Origin of the sequence: Halocatena marina (assembly GCF_023276375.1) — an archaeon.
GTDB classification, from domain to species: Archaea; Halobacteriota; Halobacteria; order Halobacteriales; family Haloarculaceae; genus Halocatena; species Halocatena marina.
The window spans coordinates 3,497,828-3,519,276 of the sequence record NZ_JALLPK010000001.1 but is presented as its reverse complement, the minus strand read 5'-3'; the positions used below and the strand labels follow the sequence as shown (position 1 = coordinate 3,519,276).

Below are 21,449 nucleotides of genomic sequence, written 5' to 3'. Positions count from 1 at the left end.
TACTGCGATTCGGGTGTTTTTCGGGGATGGCCACAGAACCCCGGAGCGATACGTTCGACATCGGCGGCGAGGTAACCGTCCACCGACTCGGGTTCGGCGCGATGCGGCTTACCGGTGAAAACATCATCGGACGTCCAGATGATCCGGACGCTGCGACAGACGTGCTCAGTCGTGCAGTCGATCTCGGTATCAACTTTTTCGATACTGCTGACTCGTACGGGCCGGGAGTGAGTGAGCGGTTGCTCCGCGAGAGTTTGCATCCGTACCCAGATGAACTGGTGATTGCCACGAAAGGCGGGCTCCTCCGCAATCGAAGCGGCGACTGGATACCGCGAGGAGATCCCGACTACCTCCGTAACGCGCTCTTGTGCAGCCTCGATCGTCTTGGTGTCGATAAGATCGATCTCTATCAGTACCATCGTCCAGACCCAGACGTCCCGTTTGCGGACTCGATTACGGCGCTTGCCGAGCTCAAAGACGACGGCGTGATCAATCATATCGGATTGAGCAACGTCGACGTGACACAACTCGATCAAGCGCGAGAGATCGTCGAGATCGCAACAGTCCAAAACGAGTACAACGTTGCCGTGCGGGATTCTGAAAGTGTCCTCGAAGCCTGTGAGAACGCAAACATCGGATTCATGCCGTGGTCACCGATCGGCGCAGGCTCCATCGAAAAGCGAGTGCCAGCACTCGAATCGGTTGCCGAGGCACACGAGGCGACACACCACCAGATTGCGCTCGCGTGGTTGCTCCAGCACTCGCCAGTGATGCTCCCGATTCCGGGAACGTCGAGCATCGAGCATCTGGAAGAGAACGCTGCCGCCGCGGATATCGAACTGTCCGAAGACGAATACCGACAGCTACGGGATTGAACGCTCTATTCGAGCTTTTCTCCGAACTGTTTGCGCATCTTCTCAAGCTTGGGGTCGATGTTGACAGTACAGTAGGGGTTGTTCGGATTCTTTTCGTAGTAATCTTGATGGTGCGCTTCGGCTTCGTAGAACGTTTCGAGTGGTGCCACCTCGGTAACGATTTCGTCGTACTCGCCTGACGATTCGAGCTCCTCGATGAACGCCTCTGTCGTCTCTCGTTGGTCCTCGTCGTGATAGAAGATAGCAGATCGGTACTGGGTCCCAACGTCAGGTCCTTGTCGATTGAGAGTCGTGGGGTCGTGAATGGTGAAAAATACAGCGAGAAGCTCTCCAAACACGATTGTATCTGGATTGTATTCGACGTGAACAACTTCCGCGTGACCCGTTGTACCAGAACATACTTCTTCGTACGTGGGATTTTCGGTCGTTCCACCCGCGTACCCAGACGTCACAGAACGCACACCACCGAGTTCTTCCAATGGGGCTTCGATACACCAAAAACAACCGCCCGCAAGCGTTGCGTACGCGCTCCGTTCGCTGTCTTCACTGTCGGACATGGTTCTACGTAGAGATACGTGCACACGCTCTTGCGACTGTCGATAGGGGACTCGACAGGAGCGTAGGCGCTGATACGGACATTATCGCCAGTGGAGCGAGTGTGTTTTCCACCTCCGAAGAGTACGGGCTGATAATGTCCCAGTTCTCTCGGGCGGACGCTGTCGACCGCCTCGCGCGTCTCATCGAGACAGTCGAACAGGACTCGATGCCCGTTCCCGTGCGGGAGGTGTGGGTCTACGGCGATCTCGCGCTCGGAATCGACCCCATCGACCGCCTCGATGTCTACCTCACCAAAGATCTGTTATTCCACGGAGACGCATCGAAGGAAGAAGCATTCATTGAGTCACACGGAATCGAAGGAGTCGGCAAGACCGTCAGCGCTGAATGGGCCGACGCACACCCAGAGGCGCTCTGTGCGAACACGAACGGCCATGCGGCCCCTGAGAAGTGCCTCGCTGCCCACCTCATCGACGATGAGCCGATCCACCTCGAAGTGTGTAACACTGGGTTCGAGAACAACGTTACACAGCGCCTGAAAGGAGCGATGGCTCGACAGGACTACGAACAGATCCTTGATCCACGCGGCGTCTGTCTCTGGGTTGACGGCACCCAAAGTGAGGATGCGTTCGAGAAGCTTCGTTCGGGAGAGCTCGTCTTTCCGACGCTCCCCGACGCGCTGGAGATGCTCGGGATGGACGCAGACGAAACAACCGAAGCCGCCAACGCAATCAAACACTACCGCGAGCGTCAAACCGGTGCGACAGTCCGCGGCGATGTCGTGTAGTATCTCTAGTTCTCGAATTCGTCCTCGAAGACGAACGTTCCGTCGCGCTGAACGACCTCACCATCGACCGCGATGAACGATTCCTCACTCATATCGACGATCATGTCCGTGTGGACTGCGCTTTCGTTGAGTGGTTGTCCATCGGGAACGCATTCCTCTATTGCCCGTCCGATCGCCATGTGGACAGTGTCGCCCATCTTCTCGTCAAAGAGCATGTTGTGGGTGAACTGATCGATATCGCGGTTCATTCCGATGCCCAACTCCCCGAGCCGTCGAGCACCATCGTCGGTGTCGAGCAGGGATGTCAACACGTCTTCGTTCGTTTCGGCGCTGTGTTCGCTCACGTCACCGTCCTCGAAGACGAGGCGGGCGTTTCGAATCTCGCGGCCTTGCACGTTGAGTGGCATATCGAATAGAACCTCTCCTTCGACGGAATCGGGAATCGGAGCGGTGAACACTTCGCCACCCGGGAGGTTCTTCTCAGCGTAGTCGTTCACCGTTTTCATTCCGTCGATGGACATCGTGAGATCGGTCGTGTCGCCGCTTTTGATGTGAACCTCACTTGCTGGATCGAGAATCTCGACCAACTGCGCTTGATGTTCGCGTTGGGCGTCCCAGTCCTTGTTGATCGCGTCCCACACGAAATCCTCGTAGGCTTCGGTGCTCATCTCGGCCTTCTGGGCGTTCCCCGGAGTTGGGAATTGGGTTGCAACCCAGCGTTTTCCTATCCGCTCGTCTGCAATCGGTTTTGTTGCTTGCTTGTACGCGCTCGTCGTCTGTGGATCGACGTCACTTCGTTCGCTCGCGTTCGCCGTACCGATGATACCGATGAAGACGTCTGTCGCTTCCGTCGCTGCCATCGCGTGATCCGGAAGATCGAACGATTCGGGATCAGCAGCGTTGAGATATGCCCGCATGGCACGATCACCGGCACCCATCCGCATCGGATTCGCGCCGCGCTCGCCACACAACTCATACAGTGCAACGACAAGATCATCCGCGAGTTGAGAGCCAGAAATGATGACGTTATCTCCCGACTCGATCTTTGTGGAGTGCTCGATGACGACCTCTGCGTGTTCTCGGATGCGAGGATCCATATCCGTCGGTGCAGACGCGGTCTCATAAGCTTTTCAGGAGAAAAACGAAGAACGAAAATGGAGATCAGAATACGAATGATAGTTCGAATCGACGCGCAGGTAATTCCTATACAGTCGGTTTACTGCTATCAAAGACACGCGCTATCCGCTCAAGATCGTAGAGGTGCCATCGGTCGTCGAGCGTTTCGTCGAGCGTTTTGTCGAATCCCGATTTCGAGAAGAGGATGTACTCCTCATCGCGGTCATTGCGCTTCCACCGGACTTCGTCAGATTTCTCTCGGAGTTTCTCGACGAGGCTCATTCCGACGGGTGTGTTCGTCCATTTGCACTCACCGAAGACGGCTGCTGGCGTTCGGTCGTCGAGTCCAACGATGTCGATCTCGTGTTCACCGTGCCACCACCGCCCGATCGCGTCGCACGAGCACTTCAATTGGTCTGTAGTCACAAGACGCCAGAGCAGTTCCTGACAGATATCCTCGAACGTCTTCGAAACGAATCGATTGAGCTCTGGAACGATCCGTTCTTCGAGAACGAACTGGGGTGCCTGTTCGATTCCGGACCGATTCGGTTCGACAAACCGAAACCAGAATCGGAGGAAATCATCAGCAATACGATAGACAGAACGTTTCGATTTCTTCTCTCGTGCTGTTACTGGGACCTCGCGCTCGATCAGACGGAGCCGACGGAGACGTGTTAGATAGCCAGAAAGCGGGCCAGAATCGATCGCTGTCTGACCGGAGATCTCATTCGGAGTCGTGTAGCCGTTCGCGATTGCTTCGAGTATGCTCATGTACCGAGATGGTGAACGAAGTTCAGTTCTGAGAAGAAACTCAGGCTCGTTATAAAGAATGGAGGTCTTCGAGAGATGGTTGTTCAATACGTTCGTTTCGAGGGGCTGATCGTAGTCGAACAACATGAGATACATCGGCATTCCACCGGTAACTGCGAACGAACGAACGCTCTCCTCGAATGGATAGTCAATAACATCGAGTGTATCAGCGAAGCTGAACGGTTGTAGATCAATCTGTGCTGTACGTCGTCCGTAGAGAGGACTCTCGTGCCCGAGTACCTCCGATTCCATGACACTGATGCTCGATCCACAAAGAACGAGTGTTGAAGTCACATCGTCGCTCATCGTGTCGATGAAGTGTTGGAGTGCGGAGAGGATGGTATCGCTTGACTCAACGAGATACGGAAACTCGTCGATAGCGACGAACTCTTTCCCATCGGATAGTACCTCACCGAGATAATCGATTGCGTCGTGCCAATCCTCAATGCGGGGAACGCGATCCCCGCTGTGAGCTGCCAACTCCTCGATAAACTTCTCTTACTGAGTCATGGCTGACTCCTGCGAGACGAGGTGATACATGTGAGAGGTTCTTTTACAGAACTCCTTGATGAGTTCCGTCTTTCCGACCCGCCTTCGGCCATAAATAATAATCAGGCTGAAATTATCTCGATAATTATTATTACGATAATGGCTTAGCCGTTTCCCATCTTTTGATACTTTTTACACCAACAAAACACATTGATTCTTCTGTCGAAATACGGCCTCGATTCAGAACGCTGTCGTTCGATGCTATACGATTCGACCAACGGTCACGAAAAAGGGAATCACTTCCTTCCGGTGGTACGTGCCCGCGTGCATCGCCTCGACGATTGCTCGACCCATTTCTCGCCACTCGCTGCGGAACGACTCGTACGCTTTGTCGCTCATGCCGCCAGCGAGGAGCGTATCTCGTTGCTGTGCGATCCGTGATCCGGTCACTTTCCGTTTGGCTGCCTCGACTGCCCGTTCGCCGTAGGGCGATTCGATCGTCCGCACGTGGTCGTATCGTCGCGTTTTCACATCAGTGAGTCCGTGCTCGCGCAGTCGATCGGGAATCGCTCCGAGGGTAACGTCTGTTCCGACGCCACTGATGTAGTGTTCCCGTGCACGAGCTGCGAGGTCACTCTCCTCGGAAACGGTTGACTCGACGTTGACAGCGCTGTTGTCCGGTTCGATGACGGCCACGAGATCGGACGAGCAGCGAACGAACTCCGCGAGCGCACGGTCGATGTCGGCGTCGGAAAGATTGACGAGCAGCGCCTGACACACCACCAAGTCGGCCGCATCGTCTCGAACAGGGAGTTCGACCGCGTCGGCTTGGATCGTCGGAACGGACACCTCTCGGAGCAGAGACCGATCACGGTCGAGACCGACGACGCTTCCAGAAGATTCCTCGCACAGCACCGACGATAGCTCACCCGTCCCACAGCCGACATCCAGAACGAGATCCCGATCCGCGAGCGAAAGTGGAGACAGCGCCGCTCGTGACTCCCACATCCCGCGTCTCGTCTCGTCGAGATAGGAGGTGGAAAAACGCCGCACGATGTTACTCTCTGAGTTCTCTGACGCGGTCGATGTTCCACTCGAAACTCTTGCCGTTCTCCGTCGGCGTTTCGAGAACGAGAGGGACGTCTTCGAGAGCCGGGTGGTTGATGATCGCGTCCATACCCTCATCACCGATGTATCCCTTCCCGATGTGAGCGTGTTCGTCCTTGTTCGTCCCACACTCGTGTTTCGAATCGTTGAGATGGATACACTGCAGCGTGTCTACTCCGACGACGGCATCGAACTCCTCTATCGTCTCGTGAACAGCATCCTCCGTAGAGAGATCGTAGCCCGCAGCGAACATGTGGGCCGTATCGAGACAGACGCCGAGGTCGTGGGCTGAGTCTTCGAGAACGGTTGCAAGGTGCTCGAACTCGCCACCGAGTTTCGTCCCGCTCCCCGCGTCGCTCTCGACGAGGACGGTCACGTCCGATGGAATATCGATCTCATCGAGGGCGCTCGCTGCATTGTCGAGTCCTTGTTCGACGCCAGCCCCAGTATGCGCGCCGAGATGGACGTTCACGTACCCGATATCGAGCGCGTGGGCCGCATCAACCTCCGATTGCATGCTCTCGATAGATTTCGCACGGAGATCGTCCTTCGGCGTACAAAGATTGACCAGATACGAGGAATGAATGACCCACGGACCGTCGAGATTCGCAGCGGTACCCTCACGAAATGCCTCGGCCTGTCCGTTATCGATGTTCGGCTCCTGCCACACTTGTGGAGAATGGGTGAAGATCTGTCCGCAGTTGCCACCGACATCGAGTTGATTCCCTATCGCGTTTTCGACGCCGCCAGCAACGGAGACGTGCGCTCCAACTCGTAACATACCCGCGCTACTGGACCGGAAAGGATAGTGGCTTCGGAGTACAGTGCGTCTGTAACCTTTCTAGACATATCACCACTAGTTAATGAATAATGAAAGACGAGAGTGAAGGTTGTCTCGATGCTCCGACACGCTCTCACAGCGTCTGGAACGAACGACTGTCGTTTACGTCATCGGATCGTCACCGTCTCGATTCCACGCGCTGCGCTCGAATTTTTCATCGGCAATCTCTCGTGCACGCGCTCGTTCCTCGTCTGTCCATCCGTCCTCAGTGGCGTTGGCCCACGTTTTCAGGGTGCTTTCGAGCGTTTGGACTGCATCAGTGCGCGAAACGTCGCTGTGTTCGTCGATTCCAGTAATGCGCTCGTGAACCCGTTCGGTGGAGACGCCCGGATCGACGAAACAGTTGAGAGTCCGTTCGGGGGTAGCGTGGTAGGTGAGCGAGCCGTGCTGGATGATGCTGTCTCGTCGTCGGTACTGGGCGTTGCCGCTCAGTTTATCCCCATTACAGATCACGTCGTGCGCCGGGTGGATATCTCGGAGATAGCACGCAGGTTCGTGGAGCGCAGGAGCCGTCTCGCTGGCGAAGTCGGCGGGAACGCCCATGACCGAACAAGCATCAAGGAGCGGTTGACAGAGTAGCTCGTAGGTTTCCATCAGGTCGGAGGGAAGTTCATCCGCAGGCGCGATGATCGAATACGAGATATCACCATACGTATCGTGGTAGATGGCTCCACCGCCGGTCGGACGCCGGGTAACGGTGATACCCTCACGTTCGCAAAAGTCCCAATCAATATCTTCAGGGTTCTGATGGTAACCAAGTGAAAGCGTTGCGGGCTCCCACTGGTAGACGCGAACAGTACGAGGGCCGCCCGCGACAGCGGTTTCTGCCGCCACCGCATCAAGTGCCATGCACATCGGCCCTGTCAGCGATTCCTCGCGCACCAATCGCCAATCGTTCTCGCTGAGAGCAGTCACGCCTGTGTGTGGTCGCTACCGGGTAAAAGCGATTGTGTACGGGCGTGACTAAAAGATATTTTAGCGAGAATTTATTCGATACCGGAGCGGAAGCATAGATATGGAAACGGAAGATATGACCGTTCATAAGACGGGAACGACGACGGTCGGTCTCGTCACGACAGGAGGTGTTGTGCTCGCCGCCGACCGCAGGGCGAGCTTGGGTGGACGCTTCGTCTCGAACAAACAGTCTCAGAAAATCGAACACGTTCACCCATCGGCAGCAGTGACGATGTCTGGCTCCGTCGGTGGCGGGCAGGCGTTCATCCGGCGGCTTCGTTCAGAGGCGGATCTGTACGAAGTTCGGCGTGGCGAACCGATGAGCATGGAAGCGCTCGCTCGGACTGCTGGACATCTCATCCGAGGGACAGCGTCCATGCCACTGCTCGGGGGAGTCGACGAAGAAGGCCCGCGCGTGTTCGAAATTGACGGCGCAGGAGGCGTCCTCGAAGACACGTACGCGGCAAGTGGGAGCGGTACTTCGTTGGCGACCGGTGCGCTCGAACGGCTCTATCACGAGGATCTCACGCTTTCGGAGGGTGTTTCGGTTGCGGCGAGTGCAGTCGACAGCGCGATGGAGCGCGACACCGCAAGCGGTAATGGTATCACCGTCGCGCGCATTACTGCCGAGGACGTGACCATGGAATCATACGATAGTCTTACGGAGGTACACTGATGCGAGGACAAGACGATCGACAGGCGTACGACCGGGGAACGAGCCTCTTCTCGCCCGATGGGCGTCTGTATCAAGTCGAATACGCACGAGAAGCAGTCAAGCGCGGCGGAGCGAGCGTTGGGGTCAGAGCGGTCGATGGCGTCGTGCTCGCGGCCGAACGACGAATTCGCTCGTCGCTGCTCGAACCACGGAGTATCGAGAAGCTCCACAAGATCGACGATCACAACGGTGTTGCAAGCGCGGGACACGTCGCCGACGCGCGCCAGCTCGTCGAGGAAGCCCGCCAAACGGCCCAAGTTGAGCAACTACGCTACGAAGAGCCGATCACACCCGAGCAGCTCACGGTCGAAGTGAGCGAACACATCCAAGAGTACACGCAGGCAGGTCACACGCGCCCGTTCGGAGCGGCGCTCCTCGTGGGCGGCTACGTCGACGGCAAACCACAGCTGTTCGAGACAGATCCGTCCGGAACACCATACGAGTGGCAGGCGACCGCCATCGGCGGCAGCAGTGACGAGATGGAAACGACGCTTGAGGCCGAATACGATCCGGAGATGGGCATCGATGCAGCCTACTCGCTCGCTGTTTCGGTCCTCACCGATGAGGAAGACCCAGACCCCGAAAACGTCGCTGTCGCCATCATCGACGAAGACGGCTACCGAACGCTCGAACAGGACGAAATCGAGAGCGTACTATAAAAATCGAGAAGCTACCAGCACGAGCACGAAGCGTTCGTGAACTGTCTTCATCAACTCCCGTTATTGGAAACGGCAGTCGTACTGCCCGTGAATGTCTCGGTAGCCTCCTGACGTAATAGAACGGTTCAGTGGAACATTATACTTTTTCCAGTATTGCCCTCCACTGGACATCCCCGTACGTGACTGCTGTGACTTCCCACGGTGACCCGATTGTCGCTTCTCGAAGCCGATCGACGCTAAACAAGCGGAACAACAGCGTTTTCCCGACACCTCCTTTGTACGCCTCGTGGTAGACGCGGTACGCGAGTCCGGGCGCGGGATCCTCACGGAAGGCGAACACGTCCTTCGTGGCGTCCTTCTCCGGGGCATAGTTATCCAAAACGACGGCCGCATCGGGCGTCGTCACGAATGCGAGATCCGCGAGAAACTGGCGAACGCCAGCCATCGATCCGGCCAGCCCAACCTGCGTCCCAACCGCGTGAGCCGACCGGAACCGGTCACGGTTGAACTGACCGCGGAGTTCGAACATATTCGCCAGTCGAGCGTCGCGGACGCCCCGATCGCGCAGTATCTCGATGAGTTGTTCGCTCACTTCGATGGCGACCGTCTCGAACTGTTCTTGATAGTAGAGGGCGTCTCTCCCTGCACCAGCACCCATATCGAGTAACGGCCCTTCCATCCACGAGTCGCGCCACGCGTCTTCGTCGTGTTCTCCGAAATACCACTGTTCGATGGAGTGTTCACGCGTCTCGTCACCGTCTCGGTCGATGAGTGGTTCATCCCGGTTACCGAGGTAGTGATCGCGTATGGCACGACCAAACGGATCGGTGGTCATTGTGGTGTGCTATACAAGATCAATTGTAATAAATCAGTAATGAGCGTCGGTACCGATTGCCATTTCAGAACCGAGAGACAGAAACCACCGTTGCGTCCTGTCCGACAAGCAGTTCCAATCCCTCATCTACCATTTCCGTCGAGACGCGAACACACCACGGATCGTCCGAGAGGATCGTCTCGCGCCATTCTCGACCCACGTTCCAGATCGGGCGTTCGCGGATGTCAACGTCTTGCTCGTGGTAAAAGGAGATAACAGCCGGATGATCGAGCACAGCAAGCGTTACTGGACAGTTAAGCGTATACCCACACCCGAGACAGTCGAGCTGTAACTGCGCTGGCTTGTCCGTGGAGTCAGAACGAGAGTCGGAGTGAGAAACAGCGTCACCGGAGTCAGAGCTCGAATCTGCGCGTGCGTATCCGACAGTCGCGGTCGATGCGCCACCGCACTCAGGACAGCTCCCGTCGGTCATGAGCGCGACACGGTGGCGGTAGAGACGGTCGAGCGCAGCAGGAAACATCTCATCAGTGTGCGTTCGGTGGCCTCCCGGTGGAAACGGTAATCGGAGGAGCGTCCGTTCGCACAGCTGGCAGTCGATCGTGACGGTGTTGTCCGTCGCGGCGGCGACGAGCGCATCCTCATCGCAGAACGGACAGGGATCGTCGATCGAGACTGGATCGCGGTCGACGCTGTCGGTGTACGCACCGGACACGATGGCCCGTGCGATCCGTACACCTGCATCAGTGAGAGTGTAGCCGTCGTTCGTCTCGCGAAGGTAGTGATCGGTGAGCTGTCGGAGGTGATAAGCGAATCCCGCCGTGGTGTCCGCTCCGCTCGTTTCGGCGAGTTCAGAGAACGTTCGACTGCGCGGACCGCGTTCGTCATCGAGGAGCGCCGTGAGAATCCGCGTCCGGATTTCGTTGCCGAGCGGTTGGAACGCCTCACTCGGTGCGGCCGTGTCGGCATCGGTCATACCACCGATACGCCGTCATGGCCGATAAGCCGCCCGGCGCTCGTACTCCATCTCTGCTGCAACCCGGTCTGCTGTTGTCTTATCGGCGATCTGTTCGACGAGGTGGAGCGAGAGATCGAGTCCCGAGGTCACACCGCCTGCTGTGAGCACCCGCCCGCTGTCGACGACGCGTTCGTTTCGAACGTCGGTTGTAAACTCACGAAGATCATCGATCGCACTGGCGTGTGTGGTCGCGGGCCGATCATCGAGCACCCCTGCGTGTGCGAGGATCATACCACCGGTGCAAACGGAGGCAATCATCCCTCCCTCACTGTACAGATTGGCAACTGCGTCCGGGAGATCGCCGCGCTCAGCTTCAGTGCGCGCGCCCTTTTCAGAGGAATCGTTCCACCCTCCACCGGGGACGATCAGCACGTCCGGTTCCGAGAGCGTACCGTCTGGTTCGACCCGCAGCCCGTGGCTCGCGGTCACAACAGACGTCGAATCGAGCGTGACGAGCCGAACGTCGATGTCAGCACCGAACGTGGCCGCGTTATCGAGTACCTCGTATGGACCGATGGCGTCGAGTTCGTCGAATCCCTCGTAGAGGGCTATTTGTACGTCAGTCACTGTCATAGCCACAGTTCTCAGAGAGTGAACTACTACATTCCGGTCGGAAGAGGTGCTGTGTCACACCCGCGACAATCCCTCACCCGAGAAACGGCACAACGCAGCTATCGGACGATGGACCGCCCGATCAACGAGCCGTCTCTGTCTACACTTCATCAACGCACAGCACAGGTTTGATGGCACGACCGTTTTCTGAGTCTGCGAATGCTTGGTTGATTTCGTCCAACTCGTAGAACGTGATGAGTTCATCGAAGGGAAAGCGGTCCTGCCGATAGAGATCGATGAGCTGTGGGATGAAAATCTCAGGAACCGAATCACCCTGTGAAACGCCACGAACTATGCGACCGTTGAGGATGTCGTTCATATCGAGAGTCGGATCTGGCTCTGATGATGCGCCTCCGAGAAGTCCACAGATTCCCGGAATTCGTGTCGAAGCAACTGCCTGACGAGCCACGCGTGGAACAGCGGTTGTCTCTACGGAATAATCGACGCCACCGTTGGTGATATCCCGAATCGTCTCGGTGATATCGTCCTCCTCACGCGAGTCAAGAGCGTGAGTTGCACCGAAATCCGCAGCCACGTCCAATCGATCTTCGAGCAGATCGACGGCAATAATGGTCGTACACCCCGCTATGACTGCCCCCAGCACGGCGCTCAATCCGACGGCCCCAACGCCGAAAACGGCGATCGACGACCCAGCATTGGCATCGAACGTGTTGATAACCGTCCCACTTCCTGTCTGAATCGAACAGCCCAACGGACCGAGAATCTCCAAGGGGACGTCCGCTGGAACCGGGATAACCTGACGCTCGCTCGCAATTGAATGTGTGGCAAACGATGACTGGCCGAAGAAGAGACTGACTTGTTCACCGTCTCTGTGCAGCGGAGAAGACATGTCGGTTCCCCGAACACCACTGAAATTGTACGCACCGATGTTCGAACAGTACGCGGCGTTTCCCTCCCTGCAGTTTCGACAAGTCTGATCGTGGTCGAAGCTCAGTACGACGTGATCACCTGGTTCGACGTTCGTCACGGTGTCGCCGACCGCTTCGACGACGCCCGCCCCCTCATGTCCGAGCACCGCAGGAAGCGGTATCGGAAAGTGCTGATCACGTGCGGCAGTATCAGCAGGGCAGACGCCGGTTGCAACGATTCGAACGAGCACTTCGTCCGCCCGGGGCTCATCGAGCGTGAGTTCTTCGATGTGAAAATCCCCGGACGCTTTCGCTACGACAGCTGCCTCGATATCCATGATGGCGTATGGATTTCTTGCCAGCAGTCATAAGCGACATCTTCGCCGTTCTTTCGTCAGTTCTACCCTGTGCGACCGGGGGTAACACCACTCGAATCGCACGAATAGCATCGCTAGTTTCGAGACAATGGTCGTTGACGATCCAACACCACATATCTGGGATAAGCAGTTGCGCGGGCTTGCGACACTCCCGGAGGCCGCACTCACCCGGTTGACCGTTGACAAACTGATGACTGATGCTGGACTCAAATGGCTCATGAAACGACTCATCGACGAAGCGTGAGCCGTCGCTGCGGCCCACAATATCTATCTGCTGACCGATGACGTATTGGCATCGTTTCGGGAGATGATTGGCACGTATCCGTCGCACAAGATCAGTATGCACCACAATGTCGAACGGAACACCGAGATCGACGAACTCAATGGGGCAATCGTCGATCTCGCTGCCGAGGTTGATTGTCGACGTTTCAATGAACCGTGCGGTGACCGAACTCGTTCGAGGGCTAGAACAGAGCTATCTGGATCCAGAAAACAAACGTGGGTGAGTGGATCGTAACAGCGGAGGGCTGTCGTGGTGTGTGATGTGATTACGCGTAGAGTCGCTGGTCGGGATCTTCAAACTGGAATCGGACGGTGTCACCGGGATCAACCGAGCTAGTGCTCGACAGTCGCTGGGACGATCCGGACGATTCACGAACAGCGATAGTGTCCGAGCGGAGCCGATTGCCCTTCAGCAAGGCCGGGCGTACCTGTGATCCACACTCCCGAGAGAGTTCATCAACCACGTCAGTGATGGTTGCCTGTTCGGGAACGAAGACGCTCGATTCTTCGACGCCCGCTCGCAGCGTCAATACACCAGTTAGCTTGACCCTCACACACATGTGTACCACCTCAGTGCTCCTAGGTGAAATAATTTACTCAGTGCCGAAATAGTACTTCGATTCAGTGTTGGTTCCGGAAGAATTGAACCGGAGGAAATCGCTCGATCTAATTGTAGCCGTTCGATCCGTGTAGCATCCATTGACACCTCTATTGTGTACTTTGACACCATATAGAATGTACTTAGAAATTTGATGTAATAAAATGTTACGGTAAATGGTATCATAGAACAGATTGTGGTGAATTTGCGTTGGAAAGATTAGAATTATTCGGCGGAAAGCGGATGGCGTCCGGTGGATTTACCGTCAAAGTGGTGATCATGTGTCGTGATCGGATACGACATTCCGGCAGGAAGAAGGGTATACGACCGATTTTTATGATGAGACACGTAACGCGGACATATGCCTGCGGAAACCTATGATGTACTCGTCGTCGGTGGCGGGACATCCGGGGCGTTTGCTGCTGCGTCGGTTGCCAGCGAGGGGCTTGACGTTGCTCTTCTGGAACGAAAGAGTGCCGACGAAGCGGGGCACATCGCCTGTGGCGACGCCATCAAAGGAAAGAGTACGTTCCCCGATACGATTGATCTCGACTACCTCCGACAAGAATCATTCACTAACAATAACATTACGCACGCACGCTTTGAGAATCCTCAGAGTGGCGAATCGATGGACATTCCGTTCGGTGGTGTGACTGGGGCTGTCGTCGATCGCAAGCGCTACGGTGAGGTCCTTCTCGAAGAAGCAGAGCGCATCGGTACAGAGATTCACTACAATACGGTCGTCCACGACGTTATACAGAATGGAGCCGTTGAGGGTGTAAAGGCGACACAAAAGGGATCGGTGACCAACTACGAGGCTGAGATCGTCATCGATGCCGCGGGAGCACTCTCACTGTTACAAGATAAAGCCGATCTCTCGGATGCAACGTTCGATACGAACGTCAATTACTCGCAGTTCTGTTCGGCCTACCGTGAAGTCCTTGAAGTCGACAACCCCGTCGATTGGGACGACGCACTTGTGTTCAAACCGACTGAAGAGCTGGGATATCTGTGGTATTTCCCACGGACGGCGACCGAGATCAACGTCGGTCTCGGCTTCCAGATGAACAAACCACCGATGAAGCTCGTCGAGGTACTCAAAGAGGATCTTCGAGATCGGGCTGAGTTCGCTGGTGCACGGGTCAAAGACAAACTCGGGGCGGCATTACCCACCCGACGACCGTACGATTCGGCGGTCGCACCCGGTTTCCTCGCTGTCGGTGACGCCGCCGGTCACGTCAATCCAATCACAGGGGGCGGCATTCCGGGCGCAGCGAAAGCCGGTCATTGGGCCGCTCAGGTCGCCGTCGATGCGATCGAGGACGGTCGGACGGACGATGAAGACGCGCTATGGAGGTACAATCATCAAGTGATGACCGACTTTGGCAAGACGTTCGCCACGATGGACCTCTACAACATCTGGGGTAGTGCAACCGGTCTCGATGAAATTCTCGATGTCATCACGAAACTCCCCGCTCAGCACATCGCTGAAACCGTCGCGAAAAGCGGGTCGACCTCGATGGGAATGCTCACAAAAGTGAAAACCGCTGCGAAGACGATCGGTCACTGGGATATGCTGTATGATCTCTGGCGGATCAACAGGAAAGGAAGTGAGCTCAAACGTATTTACGATGAGTACCCCACGAGCAGTGACGGATTCGAACACTGGAAAGAAATGCGCGACGACGTCCTCGATGACGTATACGAGATCGCCGACGCCGATTCCAAGTACTGAGAGAACCAAATACAATACAATACAGCACTGTACGACACGACACGGTACAGCCCTACTGTACATTCTTACTACCATTTCACCATTCGGTAGCTGCAGCATCCTCTGGTGTTGGTCCGATCTGATACGATGGGGTATGGCACAACATATTCGTTCACAACCCCTTTTGCGCTCTCGAACGAACGCTGTGTATGGACCAGAAACAACTCGCAGAGCGTGTGCCGACTGCACGTGGGATGCCGATGCTCGGATTGGGAACGTGGCAGAACTCCGATCCCGAGCAGTGTGCAGAGAGCGTCCGTACGGCGCTTTCGATGGGGTATCGTCACATCGACACAGCGCAAGTGTACGGCAACGAAGCGAGTGTCGGGGAGGGAATTCGAACGGCCAATGTCGACCGCGAGCAGGTCTTTCTTGCGACGAAAGTGTGGTACGAGCAACTCGGCTACGACGATGTCATCGAGACTACCCGCGAGAGTCTCGACAGGCTCGGTGTCGATTCCGTTGATCTGTTGTACGCCCACTGGCCAGCCGATCCGTACGATGCTGAAGAGACACTCAGTGCGTTTGATGAGCTGGCCGATGCTGGTCTCATCGAGCACGTCGGTATGAGTAACTTCACACCAGAGCTTCTCGAGACGGCACAGTCAGTCTCTGAGGCACCAATCTTTGCCAATCAGGTCGAGTGTCACCCACTGCTCCAGCAGAAAAGGCTGCGTGACTACTGCGCCAGCAACGACATCCGGCTCGTCGCGTACTCGCCGCTGGCACGAGGGGCGGTGTTCGATGTTCCAGAACTACAGGAAATCGCCGAGGAGCATGGAGTCAGCGAGGCACAGGTGAGCCTCGCGTGGCTGCGAGAAAAGGGAATCACCGCGATTCCGAAAGCAACCGGCGAAGATCACCTCCGCGATAACGCGGAGTCAGTCACTCTCTCGCTCGACGATGGAGACATCTCGACCATCGACAACATCGACCGAGAAGACCGACAGATCAATCCGTCATTCGCACCGGACAGCTGGTAACCACTGTTCACATCGGTGACCTGAAGCCTTATTCCGTCGTCATTCGAACCGTCGATATGGACTTCGATCAAACAACATCGATCGGCCTGTTCGTCGTATTGCTCGTCATTATTCTCGGCGGCACACTGAGTAGCCCAATGTCGGCCACGACCAAGTCAATGGTCAGCGGCGGATTGCTCGTGTTTGGAATCGTCACGTTCTACATTGGTATCAAGCACGGCGAATTCCGCGCAACACACTGAGCATTGGTGATGGATATCAGAGCTGGTCACTTCTCGCAAAGAGACGACATTTTTACGAACGTCTGAAGGCGTCGAGTGAGAACCCGATTGTCTCAGAAGGGTGTCTTGAACGTTCGATAGAACTTCGATCGCCAACCTGTAATAAATCATCAGATCGATGTCCACAGCAGACGATTCGGAGCTATTCGAAAGTACAGAGGAATGGTATGCTCACTACCGACCTAGCTATCCCGATGCGGCCATAACGTCTCTTCGAGAGCAGTTCGCGTTGGATGGGTCTGCCCGTGTTCTCGATCTGGGATGTGGAGCTGGGCAAATCGCCATTCCGCTCGCAGAGCATGTGAACGAAGTCATCGGGATGGACCCGAATGAACGGATGCTTCGTGAGGCTCGCCGCAAGGCAGATGCGAGCGAGCACGAGGCAGAAAATACCGAATGGGTGATCGGGTCAGATTCGGATTTGAGCAACGAGTTGGGAACGTTTCAGTTGGTAACGATGGGACGGTCGTTTCACTGGATGGATCAGCGGAGAACACTCGATCAACTGTGCTCTATGATCGAACCGGGCGGCGGTATTGCAATCATCACAGACGAAGAATGGTTGGTTCGGGGCGGACAGCCATGGCACGAAGCTGTGTACACACTCGCGGATGAGTATCTCGAAGCGCTGCCAGAGCGAACTGGTCCGACTGACGGAGAGTACGACGATCCGTGGGATGAGATGGTCGATGAATTCGAATTCACCGACATCGAAGTCACGTCCATCGAAAGCGAGCGCGAGTGGGAGATCGGCAGCATCGTTGGCTACGTCTTTTCATTGTCATACTGCTCTCCAGACATATTCGGAGACGATAAAGACGCATTCGAGGCTGACCTGCGCACCCACCTGAATGAACGGGAAGAAGAGACATTCACGCAAGACGTGACGGTAGAGATGATCACCGCCCGAAAGACGACCGTGTGATCATTGTCCGTGCGTGATGTGGCGGTTGCCACACAGTTCACCGGTCGTGGGGCACTCACTATTGAGAGAGTACGTCATCGAGTGCCGACATCGTTCGTTCGACGTTGTCCTGATCTGCGTTCGTGCCCATGTGACCGACGCGGAGAATGTTGTCTTCAAGATCGCCGAGACTCGTTGCAAGAATAATGTCGTGCTCGTTTTGGAGTTTGCGCTGCACTGTGCGGGCGTTTCCATCCTCAATCTCGAATGCCGTCACAGTCGGTGAGCACCGTTCAGTTGGTGCGTACGTAGACAGTCCTAGCTCCCTGCCCAGCTCTCGACAGAGTTCGCCAGCGTTGTCGTGGCGCTCGTATACGTGTTCGAGCCCCTCCTCGCGCACCAGTGCGACGCTCTCATCGAGCGCATAGAGATTCGAGACGAGGTGAGTGTACGGGAACTGCTCTCCGAAATCGTTCCACGGCGCGAGACTCGTGTAGAACGAGGTCTGTTCGGTCTCACCGATCGCATCCCACGCATTGTCGCTCACCGATAGCATCGTGAGTCCCGGGGGGCTGCTCAGACACTTCTGGGAAGCACCGATACAGATGTCGATGTCTTCGGTCGGAACTGGCGTCCCGCCAAGCGATGAGACGGCATCGACGATCGTGGTGACGCCCTCCTCGGCACAGAGTGATAAAATAGTAGAAAGGTCGTTGAGCGTTCCGGTGGGCGTCTCGCAGTGGACCATCGTGGCAACCTCGATGTCGTGGGAGGCGAGCAGCGATTTGGCAGTCTCGACGTCGAGTGGTTCTGTCCCAGTGGTCGAACAGGATATCGGCACACCGCCATGCAACTCGACGAACTCCTCGAACCACTCCCCGAACAGCCCGTTAGCGAGACACAACACGTCTTCGCCCCCATCGAGAATCGACGCCAGACTCGCCTCAAGTCCGAGAATTCCCTCGCCACCGAGAATCACGATGTCATCATCGGTTCCGAACACTTCGCCGAGCTCCTCCGTCAGTGAACGGTAGAACGTGGCAAACTCCGACTGAACGTCCGGATTGTGAATTGGCTGGCTCATCGCCGCACGAACCCGCTCTGGAACCGCTGTCGGTCCGGGCGTCATCAACATAGCATCACCCGAGCGTGATCGATGCTCATCGTCGCACGGCTCGCAATTCTAGAGTCAGTCGGTTGTTCTCTGTGAGCGTGCATGCGCACTCCATTGTAGCAACAGTGATAAAAATAGGTATCCGAGTCGCAAAGACCGTTTTACCTCGCTTAAACGCCTGTCCCGTCGTACAGACCGACGATGAGCGCACCAGCAGCCATTGTGAGCGTGGCAGCCCCGCCCAGAGCGGCAGGAACAGCGCTTCCGGTGTCGGCGATAGCGATGATAACGACGGTGCTAACGGCCAAAAGGAAAACGCCGATTCCGAGGTTTTGTTTCTCTGTTGCCATTGTATAAATAGTGGTTACACAGCCGTATAAATGTCACCAAATCGATCTAAACTACAGTATCGTTCGTTATGAATAGTTGCACGGGGGCAACATGTGCGAGGTATTGTTGGAGCGAAATATACATCAAAGTTAATTCATATTAATATTGGATAGTATTTGAAGTTATAGTCTCGCGGCTCGCTTCTGATGTGGAATCGAGAAAAAAGGAAAATTGAGCAGCTCACAGATCGTATCGAGGGACTTTTCTTTGCCGACTCGCAGCGGAGTGTATGGATCCGGCCGAGCGGGAGACGCTGTGTACGATCGCGGACTACCAGTTCGGAAACGGTGCTGGTCGGGCGCTGTTCCCAGCTGAGGAGGTACAGACGGTGATGCACACCTCATCAGGACGGCCCCAGCAGGTGACGTGTGGGGGTGGGCCACACGAGGGTCAACGGATCGTCTCCTACGGGATCGATGGACGATTCACACTAGGCGTCGAAGGAGGAAAGCGCCTCTACGACGCCATCGGTGGACCGGCTGTCGAGGTCGGCAGTGAGAGTGTTCCGTTCGTCAGAGATGAGAAAAACGCCTTTGCGAAATTCGTACACGCCGTAGACGCGGAAGTCAGACCAGGGGATGAGGTTCTCGTGACACACGACGGAACAGTGCTTGCTGTCGGACGGGCCGAACTACCGTCTCACGCAATGGACGATTTCGAAACCGGGGTAGCGGTGACAGTCCGCGAAGGAGCCGAGGCCGACTGAGCCAATCGCTGTTGGCTCGAACAATGAGGGAGTTCGCTTAGCGTCATCATGGAACAGTATGTTTTTGCCGACGCCGCGTTTCTAAGTAGGTATGTTTGGTGGAGGCGGTCTTGACCCACGTAAGATGCAGCAGATGATGGAGCAGATGGGCATCGAAACCGACGATATCGATGCCGAGGAAGTTATTATCCGGACAGCAGACGAGGAGCTGGTATTCACGTCCCCAGAGGTACAGCGGATCTCCGCACAGGGCCAGGAGACCTACCAGATCGTTGGCGAGCCGGATACACAGGCCACAAGCGATTCCAGCACAGACGACAGTGCTGACGAGCAGGCGATTCCCGACGAAGACGTAGAAATCGTCGCACAGCGGGCAGGTGTGAACACAGAGGAGGCACGCGAAGCCCTCGAAGCCGAGGACGGCGACCTCGCGGCTGCCATATCCCGCCTCGAGTGATTCTCCTCGTTCGCGAGAATCGGGAGTATCTCCTCGCACCGGGTGAAACGCTCGAAACCGATCTCGGTGTCATTGAAGTTCCCGAGACTGTTGCGCCCGGCGACATCGTCGAGACGCATCTCGGTGAAGAATTCACCGCACGAGCGCTTCGCGGTCCCGACCTCTTTGCTCACTTCGAGCGAACCGGCGCACCGATGATGCCCAGAGATATCGGACTCGTGATGGGCCACACCGGCTGTAGTGGGGGTGATCAGGTACTCGACGCCGGAACTGGAACGGGAGTGTTGAGTGCGTACCTCGCGCGCGCCGGAGCGACGGTTACCACCTACGAGCACGACCCGGAGTTCGCCGACGTAGCGCGAAAGAACATGGAGCTTGCGGGAGTAGACGATGCCGTCACCGTTCGAACAGGCGATGTAACCGACGACCTGGACGAACTGTCCGAGCAGGAATCCAGATTCGATCTCATAACGCTCGACACCAAAGACGCCCCACGCGTCGTCGAACGCGCATCAGAGTTGCTCGTCCCCGGTGGATTCCTCTCGGCGTACGTTCCTTTCGTCGAAGGAACACGCGCTGTCGTCGAAACTGCCCGATCGACCGATCTACAGGATATCAAAACCTACGAAACGATTCAACGAGGGATGGATATCGACGAGCGCGGAACACGCCCCTCGACGGCCGGGGTCGGACACACTGGATATCTCATTTTCGCGCGGGCGTAAACTCACTCCAAGCCCAAGATAAACCGCTTTCAGTTTTTAGCGAAAATGACGATCAGTTTGCTGAGTTCATCAGTCGTGTTGTGGACCGTCTCGGTACATCAATAGACTCGACTAACCAACTCAGGTGAAAGACAGGAGATGTTCGGAAGCGCCTCAGTGGTCGTCTTCTCGCCACCGATGTTCGCACTCAGTGCAGATGAAAAATCGTGTCTCGGACTCATCAGCCGATCGGATCTGCTGCATGTACCAGTACGCTCGATCGTTATCACAGTTCGGGCAGACAACAGACGTGGAGGGGAGTCCCCTGTCTTCAGCCTCACTTATATCGACGATTCCGCCGTCTTCTTGTGCCTGTGTGGTGACCATTTTCTGCTCGGCGGCAGTATCACGTGATGCTTCATAACCACAAGAGCGACACACCCACGTGTTATCCTCCTTGTGCATGATCGAGCCGCACTCGTCGCAGAACTTCATGACCGCTTGAAACAGGTCAGGATGTATAAGGACGAGGATTGATCGCAGAACGAAAGCAACAACCGGTATCAGCGGAGGATATCACCATCACAATCGCCTTCACTTTCCCTTCGCCTTCACCTTCGCCTTCGCCTTCGTCTTCACC

Annotated in this window: 26 protein-coding genes and 1 pseudogene; 13 read left to right on the top strand and 14 right to left on the bottom strand. The window is 56.1% G+C overall.

Annotation, left to right across the window (positions count from 1 at the left end; genetic code table 11):
* The first annotated feature begins 26 nt into the window (after positions 1–26).
* A complete protein-coding gene (locus MW898_RS16660) occupies positions 27–875 on the top strand; it encodes an aldo/keto reductase (protein WP_248908903.1) in 849 nt (282 codons plus the stop codon).
* A 5-nt stretch (positions 876–880) separates the two neighbouring features.
* Here MW898_RS16660 and msrA read toward each other — a convergent pair whose 3' ends face one another.
* Positions 881–1,432: a peptide-methionine (S)-S-oxide reductase MsrA gene (msrA, locus tag MW898_RS16655; RefSeq protein ID WP_248908901.1), complete on the bottom strand. Its 552-nt coding sequence runs from the start codon at positions 1,430–1,432 to the stop codon at positions 881–883.
* Between the two features lie 134 nt (positions 1,433–1,566).
* Here msrA and MW898_RS16650 point away from each other — a divergent pair, with 134 nt between their 5' ends.
* Positions 1,567–2,217 (top strand): DUF7095 family protein, encoded by a 651-nt coding sequence (locus tag MW898_RS16650; RefSeq protein WP_248909795.1) that lies wholly within the window; start codon positions 1,567–1,569, stop codon positions 2,215–2,217.
* Between the two features lie 5 nt (positions 2,218–2,222).
* Here the strand turns inward: MW898_RS16650 and MW898_RS16645 are convergent, their stop codons facing one another.
* From MW898_RS16645 to MW898_RS16625, 5 genes are all read right to left on the bottom strand, one after another.
* The gene (locus tag MW898_RS16645) at positions 2,223–3,314 is read right to left on the bottom strand and encodes an aminopeptidase (protein ID WP_248908900.1); all 1,092 of its coding nucleotides are present in this window, start codon (positions 3,312–3,314) and stop codon (positions 2,223–2,225) included.
* A 106-nt stretch (positions 3,315–3,420) separates the two neighbouring features.
* Positions 3,421–4,623, bottom strand: coding sequence for an ATP-binding protein (locus MW898_RS16640; RefSeq protein ID WP_248908898.1), 1,203 nt, complete (start codon positions 4,621–4,623; stop codon positions 3,421–3,423).
* Between the two features lie 270 nt (positions 4,624–4,893).
* Positions 4,894–5,685 carry a class I SAM-dependent methyltransferase gene (locus MW898_RS16635; protein WP_248908896.1) on the bottom strand — a complete coding sequence of 264 codons (792 nt, stop codon included), beginning with the start codon at positions 5,683–5,685 and terminating at the stop codon, positions 4,894–4,896.
* A gap of 4 nt (positions 5,686–5,689) precedes the next feature.
* Positions 5,690–6,520: a deoxyribonuclease IV gene (locus MW898_RS16630; RefSeq protein ID WP_248908893.1), complete on the bottom strand. Its 831-nt coding sequence runs from the start codon at positions 6,518–6,520 to the stop codon at positions 5,690–5,692.
* Positions 6,521–6,682: 162 nt separating this feature from the next.
* On the bottom strand, positions 6,683–7,495 hold the full coding sequence (locus tag MW898_RS16625) for a lipoate--protein ligase family protein (RefSeq protein ID WP_373689865.1): 813 nt from the start codon (positions 7,493–7,495) through the stop codon (positions 6,683–6,685).
* Between the two features lie 100 nt (positions 7,496–7,595).
* Between MW898_RS16625 and MW898_RS16620 the strand changes: the two genes are divergently transcribed.
* On the top strand, positions 7,596–8,210 hold the full coding sequence (locus MW898_RS16620) for an Ntn hydrolase family protein (protein ID WP_248908890.1): 615 nt from the start codon (positions 7,596–7,598) through the stop codon (positions 8,208–8,210).
* Entirely contained in the window at positions 8,210–8,908 is a 699-nt protein-coding gene (locus tag MW898_RS16615) for an archaeal proteasome endopeptidase complex subunit alpha (protein WP_248908888.1), read from the top strand. Before MW898_RS16620 ends, MW898_RS16615 begins: the two co-directional genes overlap by 1 nt.
* A 136-nt stretch (positions 8,909–9,044) precedes the next feature.
* Here the strand turns inward: MW898_RS16615 and MW898_RS16610 are convergent, their stop codons facing one another.
* The 4 genes from MW898_RS16610 to MW898_RS16595 all read right to left on the bottom strand — a co-directional run bounded on the left by MW898_RS16610 (position 9,045) and on the right by MW898_RS16595 (position 12,577).
* Complete coding sequence (locus tag MW898_RS16610) at positions 9,045–9,743, bottom strand: class I SAM-dependent methyltransferase (protein ID WP_248908886.1); 699 nt, start codon at positions 9,741–9,743, stop codon at positions 9,045–9,047.
* Positions 9,744–9,807: 64 nt separating this feature from the next.
* On the bottom strand, positions 9,808–10,716 hold the full coding sequence (locus MW898_RS16605; protein ID WP_248908884.1) for a winged helix-turn-helix domain-containing protein: 909 nt from the start codon (positions 10,714–10,716) through the stop codon (positions 9,808–9,810).
* Positions 10,717–10,731: 15 nt separating this feature from the next.
* A complete protein-coding gene (locus MW898_RS16600; protein ID WP_248908882.1) occupies positions 10,732–11,331 on the bottom strand; it encodes a DJ-1/PfpI family protein in 600 nt (199 codons plus the stop codon).
* 139 nt (positions 11,332–11,470) lie between these two features.
* The gene (locus MW898_RS16595; RefSeq protein WP_248908879.1) at positions 11,471–12,577 is read right to left on the bottom strand and encodes an NAD(P)-dependent alcohol dehydrogenase; all 1,107 of its coding nucleotides are present in this window, start codon (positions 12,575–12,577) and stop codon (positions 11,471–11,473) included.
* A gap of 127 nt (positions 12,578–12,704) precedes the next feature.
* Here MW898_RS16595 and MW898_RS16590 point away from each other — a divergent pair, with 127 nt between their 5' ends.
* Both MW898_RS16590 and MW898_RS26215 read left to right on the top strand, forming a co-directional pair.
* A complete protein-coding gene (locus MW898_RS16590; protein ID WP_248908877.1) occupies positions 12,705–12,860 on the top strand; it encodes a hypothetical protein in 156 nt (51 codons plus the stop codon).
* 12 nt (positions 12,861–12,872) lie between these two features.
* Positions 12,873–13,133: pseudogene (locus tag MW898_RS26215) on the top strand (ketopantoate reductase family protein); the annotation flags it as partial.
* A 31-nt stretch (positions 13,134–13,164) separates the two neighbouring features.
* On the opposite strand, the gene MW898_RS16585 reads toward MW898_RS26215, so the two are convergent.
* Positions 13,165–13,452, bottom strand: a complete 288-nt coding sequence (locus MW898_RS16585) for a hypothetical protein (protein WP_248908875.1) — start codon at positions 13,450–13,452, stop codon at positions 13,165–13,167.
* 405 nt (positions 13,453–13,857) lie between these two features.
* Here MW898_RS16585 and MW898_RS16580 point away from each other — a divergent pair, with 405 nt between their 5' ends.
* The 4 genes from MW898_RS16580 to MW898_RS16565 all read left to right on the top strand — a co-directional run bounded on the left by MW898_RS16580 (position 13,858) and on the right by MW898_RS16565 (position 17,459).
* Positions 13,858–15,231, top strand: a complete 1,374-nt coding sequence (locus MW898_RS16580; protein ID WP_248908872.1) for a geranylgeranyl reductase family protein — start codon at positions 13,858–13,860, stop codon at positions 15,229–15,231.
* A gap of 188 nt (positions 15,232–15,419) precedes the next feature.
* Positions 15,420–16,253, top strand: a complete 834-nt coding sequence (locus MW898_RS16575; protein ID WP_368409110.1) for an aldo/keto reductase — start codon at positions 15,420–15,422, stop codon at positions 16,251–16,253.
* A 56-nt stretch (positions 16,254–16,309) separates the two neighbouring features.
* Entirely contained in the window at positions 16,310–16,495 is a 186-nt protein-coding gene (locus tag MW898_RS16570; RefSeq protein WP_248908870.1) for a DUF7333 family protein, read from the top strand.
* 157 nt (positions 16,496–16,652) lie between these two features.
* On the top strand, positions 16,653–17,459 hold the full coding sequence (locus MW898_RS16565; RefSeq protein ID WP_248908868.1) for a class I SAM-dependent methyltransferase: 807 nt from the start codon (positions 16,653–16,655) through the stop codon (positions 17,457–17,459).
* A 58-nt stretch (positions 17,460–17,517) separates the two neighbouring features.
* Here MW898_RS16565 and MW898_RS16560 read toward each other — a convergent pair whose 3' ends face one another.
* Positions 17,518–18,573, bottom strand: coding sequence for a pyridoxal-phosphate-dependent aminotransferase family protein (locus MW898_RS16560; RefSeq protein WP_368409109.1), 1,056 nt, complete (start codon positions 18,571–18,573; stop codon positions 17,518–17,520).
* A 149-nt stretch (positions 18,574–18,722) separates the two neighbouring features.
* On the bottom strand, positions 18,723–18,902 hold the full coding sequence (locus MW898_RS16555; protein ID WP_248908863.1) for a hypothetical protein: 180 nt from the start codon (positions 18,900–18,902) through the stop codon (positions 18,723–18,725).
* A 269-nt stretch (positions 18,903–19,171) separates the two neighbouring features.
* On the opposite strand from MW898_RS16555, the gene MW898_RS16550 reads away from it, so the two are divergent.
* From MW898_RS16550 to MW898_RS16540, 3 genes are all read left to right on the top strand, one after another.
* Entirely contained in the window at positions 19,172–19,648 is a 477-nt protein-coding gene (locus MW898_RS16550; RefSeq protein WP_248908861.1) for a PUA domain-containing protein, read from the top strand.
* A 91-nt stretch (positions 19,649–19,739) separates the two neighbouring features.
* Positions 19,740–20,105 (top strand): nascent polypeptide-associated complex protein, encoded by a 366-nt coding sequence (locus MW898_RS16545; protein ID WP_248908860.1) that lies wholly within the window; start codon positions 19,740–19,742, stop codon positions 20,103–20,105.
* Complete coding sequence (locus MW898_RS16540; RefSeq protein WP_368409102.1) at positions 20,102–20,830, top strand: tRNA (adenine-N1)-methyltransferase; 729 nt, start codon at positions 20,102–20,104, stop codon at positions 20,828–20,830. Before MW898_RS16545 ends, MW898_RS16540 begins: the two co-directional genes overlap by 4 nt.
* Positions 20,831–20,983: 153 nt before the next feature.
* Here the strand turns inward: MW898_RS16540 and MW898_RS16535 are convergent, their stop codons facing one another.
* Positions 20,984–21,304, bottom strand: a complete 321-nt coding sequence (locus tag MW898_RS16535) for a transcription factor S (RefSeq protein ID WP_248908859.1) — start codon at positions 21,302–21,304, stop codon at positions 20,984–20,986.
* Positions 21,305–21,449 lie beyond the last annotated feature (145 nt).

What these genes read in the sequence shown, in the direction of transcription:
- MW898_RS16660 (WP_248908903.1), top strand. Translation starts at nt 27, where the DNA reads ATGGCCACAGAACCCCGGAGCGATACGTTCGACATCGGCGGCGAGGTA.
- msrA (WP_248908901.1), bottom strand. Translation starts at nt 1,432, where the DNA reads ATGTCCGACAGTGAAGACAGCGAACGGAGCGCGTACGCAACGCTTGCG.
- MW898_RS16650 (WP_248909795.1), top strand. Translation starts at nt 1,567, where the DNA reads ATGTCCCAGTTCTCTCGGGCGGACGCTGTCGACCGCCTCGCGCGTCTC.
- MW898_RS16645 (WP_248908900.1), bottom strand. Translation starts at nt 3,314, where the DNA reads ATGGATCCTCGCATCCGAGAACACGCAGAGGTCGTCATCGAGCACTCC.
- MW898_RS16630 (WP_248908893.1), bottom strand. Translation starts at nt 6,520, where the DNA reads ATGTTACGAGTTGGAGCGCACGTCTCCGTTGCTGGCGGCGTCGAAAAC.
- MW898_RS16620 (WP_248908890.1), top strand. Translation starts at nt 7,596, where the DNA reads ATGGAAACGGAAGATATGACCGTTCATAAGACGGGAACGACGACGGTC.
- MW898_RS16615 (WP_248908888.1), top strand. Translation starts at nt 8,210, where the DNA reads ATGCGAGGACAAGACGATCGACAGGCGTACGACCGGGGAACGAGCCTC.
- MW898_RS16610 (WP_248908886.1), bottom strand. Translation starts at nt 9,743, where the DNA reads ATGACCACCGATCCGTTTGGTCGTGCCATACGCGATCACTACCTCGGT.
- MW898_RS16605 (WP_248908884.1), bottom strand. Translation starts at nt 10,716, where the DNA reads ATGACCGATGCCGACACGGCCGCACCGAGTGAGGCGTTCCAACCGCTC.
- MW898_RS16600 (WP_248908882.1), bottom strand. Translation starts at nt 11,331, where the DNA reads ATGACAGTGACTGACGTACAAATAGCCCTCTACGAGGGATTCGACGAA.
- MW898_RS16595 (WP_248908879.1), bottom strand. Translation starts at nt 12,577, where the DNA reads ATGGATATCGAGGCAGCTGTCGTAGCGAAAGCGTCCGGGGATTTTCAC.
- MW898_RS16590 (WP_248908877.1), top strand. Translation starts at nt 12,705, where the DNA reads ATGGTCGTTGACGATCCAACACCACATATCTGGGATAAGCAGTTGCGC.
- MW898_RS16580 (WP_248908872.1), top strand. Translation starts at nt 13,858, where the DNA reads ATGCCTGCGGAAACCTATGATGTACTCGTCGTCGGTGGCGGGACATCC.
- MW898_RS16575 (WP_368409110.1), top strand. Translation starts at nt 15,420, where the DNA reads ATGGACCAGAAACAACTCGCAGAGCGTGTGCCGACTGCACGTGGGATG.
- MW898_RS16570 (WP_248908870.1), top strand. Translation starts at nt 16,310, where the DNA reads ATGGACTTCGATCAAACAACATCGATCGGCCTGTTCGTCGTATTGCTC.
- MW898_RS16565 (WP_248908868.1), top strand. Translation starts at nt 16,653, where the DNA reads ATGTCCACAGCAGACGATTCGGAGCTATTCGAAAGTACAGAGGAATGG.
- MW898_RS16560 (WP_368409109.1), bottom strand. Translation starts at nt 18,573, where the DNA reads ATGTTGATGACGCCCGGACCGACAGCGGTTCCAGAGCGGGTTCGTGCG.
- MW898_RS16555 (WP_248908863.1), bottom strand. Translation starts at nt 18,902, where the DNA reads ATGGCAACAGAGAAACAAAACCTCGGAATCGGCGTTTTCCTTTTGGCC.
- MW898_RS16550 (WP_248908861.1), top strand. Translation starts at nt 19,172, where the DNA reads ATGGATCCGGCCGAGCGGGAGACGCTGTGTACGATCGCGGACTACCAG.
- MW898_RS16545 (WP_248908860.1), top strand. Translation starts at nt 19,740, where the DNA reads ATGTTTGGTGGAGGCGGTCTTGACCCACGTAAGATGCAGCAGATGATG.
- MW898_RS16535 (WP_248908859.1), bottom strand. Translation starts at nt 21,304, where the DNA reads ATGAAGTTCTGCGACGAGTGCGGCTCGATCATGCACAAGGAGGATAAC.